This window comes from Mesorhizobium sp. M2A.F.Ca.ET.039.01.1.1, from assembly GCF_003998035.1.
GTDB lineage: Bacteria > Pseudomonadota > Alphaproteobacteria > Rhizobiales > Rhizobiaceae > Mesorhizobium.
Window position 1 is genome coordinate 1 of record NZ_RZRY01000488.1, and the last position, 4,846, is coordinate 4,846.

Here is a 4,846-nt window from a genome sequence, read left to right on the forward strand (position 1 = left end):
GATCAGTTGGCGGCGTCCTGCCGGCATGCGCGGCAGCCGGCCGCGCGGTCGCCGAGGCGTCCGCCCGGGCTTGCATCGTCATCATTGCAAACGGTCGGCGCGGCGCACGCCCGTCAGCTCAGTGCATGTACTCGACCATGCGGTCGTGGAAGCACTCGCATTTGTTGAGCGTGTCTTCGTCCTTGTAGTTCGTCTTGAGGTAGCCATAGGCCATGCCGCAGGCGACCTTGGCTTCCGACGCCCAGACGAAGGCGGGACGCGACGAGTTGATCCATTCCGGGCTGTTGGCGACGGCGACCGATTCGTCCATCAGCTTCACCACATGGTCCTTGAGCTCGACCATGTTGTCGGTCAGCACCAGGTCCGATGTGCCGACGGTGCGGCAATAATTCACCGCCGGCTCGCCGATGATGTCGGCGGCGAAGCCCGTCGACCCGGCCAAAAACAGCGCCGCGGCCGAGGCCAGCAATCGTGCGGAATGTCTCATGTAAGCCCCTCTTCGAATTGCGAATTCACGTTTCGCTAATGTCTAGCATGGAAGCGTGGCTTTGCGCCACGCCCCCGAGCCACCAAAGTTTGCGTCATCCAGACGATCGCATCGTCAGGTCACAGTCTCCGTATGGGTCGGCTGATTGTGATCATAGAGGATGCTGATTACAGAGCCGCTTGCAACTCCCGTCAACGAGGCCACCTCGACCATGCTTCCGCCAGCCGCCGTGCCATTGTTGTCAACCATCACATGAGCCGCGCCGCCCGAGAAGGTAACATCGATCGAGGAACCTGCCTGCGCATCGGTAGTCGGCGCGCCGGCACCTAGTGATTTGAGGAGATCAGACAGGTCAATAACATCCTGGCCGGGTGTGTAGTCCGCGATTACATCGGCCACGTGGACCGAAAGCTTGGATGGATCGATCACAAACGTATCGTTGCCCGAGCCGCCGGTGAGGTGATTGAAGCCCAGCCCACCGATCAGGATGTCGTTGCCAGCGGCACCGTCCAGGAAGTCGTTGCCTGCGCCGCCGACCAGCGTGTCATTGCCGCCGGTGCCAAGGAGATTGTCGTCTCCGGAAGTGCCCGCGATGGACTCGACCGTCAGCTGACTGCCTGCTGTGCCATCGATGTGGACATTGAAGGTCTGCGTCGAGACATCGCCGTCGCCATCCGTGATCGATACGTTGATGCCGTTGAAGTCCAGATCTGACGGCGGCGCTTCTGACTGCGAGCCGACCTCGACGCCGTTTAGACGGAATCCGCCGCTATTTGAGGCATCGCTGAGGACTTTGACCGCGTAAATGTCGTCGCCGACTACATAATTGGCGGTACCCGCGACAGCCGACCAGTTAAGCTGGCTGATCTGAATTACCTGGCCGGACGTCACGTTGAGCGTCACCTGGTCATAATGCGTGGCATCGGTGTAAACCAGGACGGTGATCTTGGCCGTCGACATGCCGCCCGTGTAGCCCTCGGTCGTGAACTTGAAATCGTCGACGCTATGGGGGGTCGTATTGTTACTATCGTTGACGAATGCGAATTTTATGGATTCACCGGGGTCATTTGTCTGGCCAGAACTCCCCTTGACCGCCCAGCCTTGGTTACTGGTGTTCACCAAATCGCCAGATTGGCCGGTGGGGGCAACGCCGTCATCGCCGGTCACAAGAATATTGAAGTCGGTGGCAGCGCCCAAGTCCACGATCAGTGAACCTGTCGGTCCCCCGGCTGTCGCTGAAGTCGCCGCGATTGGAGTAAAGACGACATCACCTGCCCGGTGCAGAACCTGCAGCGAGTCGGTGCCGTCGGCATTCAGCGTCAGGACGGCAGCGACATCGGAGCCGTCCATCAGGTTCAGCACGATCTGGGACGATGAACTCGAAGCAACTTGCACGTTCTGCCCCGTGGCAGAAATGCTGCCAAACCCGTCCGCTCCATACTGCCATTCGGCGAACTGACCGGTATAGGTTGTAGTCGCTGCCGGATTGAGTACCGACAAACTGACGATGCCGTCGTGATTACCGTCATTGACGAGGGTGTAAGCTGGCACGTCGTCGACGATGTCGACCAGGATGGTGCCGGTGGTGGTGTTGCCGTGAGCGTCGGTCACCGTATAGGTGAAGCTGTCCTTGTCCTGTTCGGTGGTGATGCCGTTGTTGGCGGTCGCGCCGTCATAGGTCTTGGTCAGCGTGTAGGTGTAGGTGCCGTCGGCGTTGAGCACCAGGTTGCCGTAGCTGCCGGTGGCCGATGAGTTGAGCGTGTAGGTATATGGTCCAGTGCCGCCGGCCGGCGTGATGGCGCCGTTGAAGATCTCGCTGTTGCCGGCCGCGTCGCTGCCCGCCGGCAAGCCCTTCTCATAGACCAGCGCGTCGGTGTCGGAGGCGGTGACGGTGACGTTGTTGACAGTGATGTCGAGCGTCACGGTCGAGGTGTCGCCGTCGCCGTCGGTGATGGTGTAGACGAAGTGATCGACCGCATTGGCGGTGACCGCGTTGGGGTTGGCTGTATAGGTGTAGGAGCCGTTGGCGTTGAGCACCAGCGTGCCGTACTGGCCCAAGATGCCGGCGCCGCCGAGATTGCCGCTCACCGGGTTGGAGACGTTCGAGCCGGTGGCCACGCCGGTCACCGCGCCGCCGGGTGCCGCGCCGTCGGCGCCAAGCACGTCCGCCGTTCCGTCGGTCAGCACGTTGCCCGAGACTTGCGAGCCTTCCGAGACGCTGTTGGAGTCGGCATGCGCCGTCGGCACGTCGTCGACAATATTGACGGAGAGCGTGCTGTTGGCGCTCTGGCCGTCAAGGTCGGTCAGAGTGACGTCGAAATTCTCGAACAGGCTGTTGGTGCCCTGAATGGCGGAATGCTCTTCATTATCGACGAGCGTGTAGGTGTAGGTGACCTCACCGGTGGCGGCATTGTAGGCCGTCACCTCCAGCGTGTTGCCTAGCGCCGTCGTGAAGGAACCGCCGGTAAACTGGCCATTGGTGATGAAGTCGTGTCCGCCGATGTTCAGCGAGGCAATGCCGTCGGGCGAGTGAATGGTGAAGGTGCCGCCCTGGGTGGTGCTTTCCTTTGAAGGGTCGGAGCCGGCTGACTCGCCGGGGCCGCGGCCGGCCAAGAGGTCGTCCTCGTTGACGACGACGTCGCCGCCGTTGGCTTCCGGCGTCAGGTCGCTGATCTCCGGGGTCGAATTGCCGATCGAGATCGTCAGCGTAGTGTGCGAGGTGTCGCCGTCGCCGTCCTTGATCGTATAGGTGAAGACGTCGTTGACGCCTCCCGGCGTGTTGGCGTCACGCACATAGGTGTAGGTGCCGTCGGCGTGGAGCGTCAGCTTGCCGTAGGCGCCCTGGACCTGCACGTCGAGCGTGCTCGCGTCGTCCAGATCGGCGTTTGTCGTGCCCTTGGCAACGCCGACGACCTTGGCCCCGTCCGCACCCTGGACGTCCTTGACGCCGTCCGTAGTGTTGCTGTCGCCCGCATCGGTGCCGCCGAGTAGCACATTGCCGGTCGCCGGGCCGAGCTGGCCTGCCGCCACGCTGTCGGTGTCGGCGACCGCCGTCGGCACGTCGTCGATGATGGCAACGGCAAACGTGGTGCTGGCCGTATCGCCGTCGGAATCGGTGACGGTGATGCTGAAATTGTCAGGAATCGTGTCGTTCTGGTCGTATCCGTCCGTATGTACAGGATGCGTGACCGATTCGGTGACGGTATAATTGTATTCGACGACCCCGGTGCTCGTGTTCAGCGAGACGATGGTGATGTAGCCAAACTGGCCCTGGATCTGCTGTCCGACGGCGGTGACGGCAACGCCGTTGATGACGATCGATCCGATGCCGTCCGGCGCGTCGATGGTGATCGTTCCATTGCTTGACGTTTCCGCGTCGCTCGGCGCGTCGCTGCCCGGCGACTGTTGCGGCCCACCGTTCAAGCCGGTTTCGCTGGCCGCCTCGGTCGGGCTGAGCAGCGACACCGCTACGACGGAAATGCCCCTGTCGACGAGCCCCGGGAACAGCTCGCGATGCTCGGGCTGGCCGAACTGCAATGCGGTGGGCGGCAACAACGCCGTCAGGCCGAAGCCGTCGCCGATACCGCCGGGAGGTACCGAAAAGTTTCCGCCCGCGCTACCTGGCGCGCCATTTCCGCCGGCCGAGATCGAGCCGTCGGCGCCGAAGGCGACATCGACATGGCTTGTCTCCAGCGCGGCGATGAGCGCGACGCGCGGCACCTCGACATCGCCGAGGATGAAGGTCGGCACGTTGAGTGCGCCGTCCTTGATGACGATCTCGGATCCGTCGGGCTGCACCAGCACCAGATTGTGTCCGTCGACCTTGATGTTGTCGATCGAGACATTGGCCGGGAGCTTCACGACATTGCCGGCTTCGGCGTGATATTCATGCGGCACGTTCGCGGCCGCGGCATTCGTCGCCGGCGCGTTTGCGGCCGGTGCGTTTCCTTGGACGGCATTGGAAGCCGGAGCGTTCGAGGCAGGCGCATTCGCATCGGCTGCCGGCTGGTTCGCTGCCGGCGCATTGGCCGCGCCCTGCGTCGGCGCGCCGCTGCCGACATCGACCGGCACGGGCTCGCTCGCCGCCTGGCCGGTGGTCGCCTGCGCCACCTGGACACCCGTCGAGTTATGGTTTTCAGCGGCGCTGCTGTGCTCGTCCCAGGAATTTGAAACGGCGTCGAATTCGATATTGGTCGTCATAGCTCAAGCCCCTCCGGCATTTCCCGGCAAGAGACATGTGAGGCCCGGACTTTGCAACAGACCTTCCATCTATTTCATATATCCAAATATGTAGAGAATCGCATTTTTTACACTTGGTAAATTGCGATGATATATCCAGTTATGCACGATCCTAAGCCT

General features: G+C 62.1%; 2 protein-coding genes. Both read right to left on the minus strand.

The features are described from left to right. Nucleotides 1-118: 118 nt before the first annotated feature. Entirely contained in the window at nt 119-487 is a 369-nt protein-coding gene (locus tag EOA24_RS27505; RefSeq protein WP_042640852.1) for a hypothetical protein, read from the minus strand. Nucleotides 488-601: 114 nt separating this feature from the next. Beyond that, on the minus strand, nt 602-4,687 hold the full coding sequence (locus EOA24_RS43970; RefSeq protein ID WP_127410266.1) for an Ig-like domain-containing protein: 4,086 nt from the start codon (nt 4,685-4,687) through the stop codon (nt 602-604). Between the last annotated feature and the right edge of the window lie 159 nt (nt 4,688-4,846).

Coding starts and splice junctions, on each gene's coding strand:
- EOA24_RS27505 (WP_042640852.1), bottom strand. CDS start 487: ATGAGACATTCCGCACGATTGCTGGCCTCGGCCGCGGCGCTGTTTTTG.
- EOA24_RS43970 (WP_127410266.1), bottom strand. CDS start 4,687: ATGACGACCAATATCGAATTCGACGCCGTTTCAAATTCCTGGGACGAG.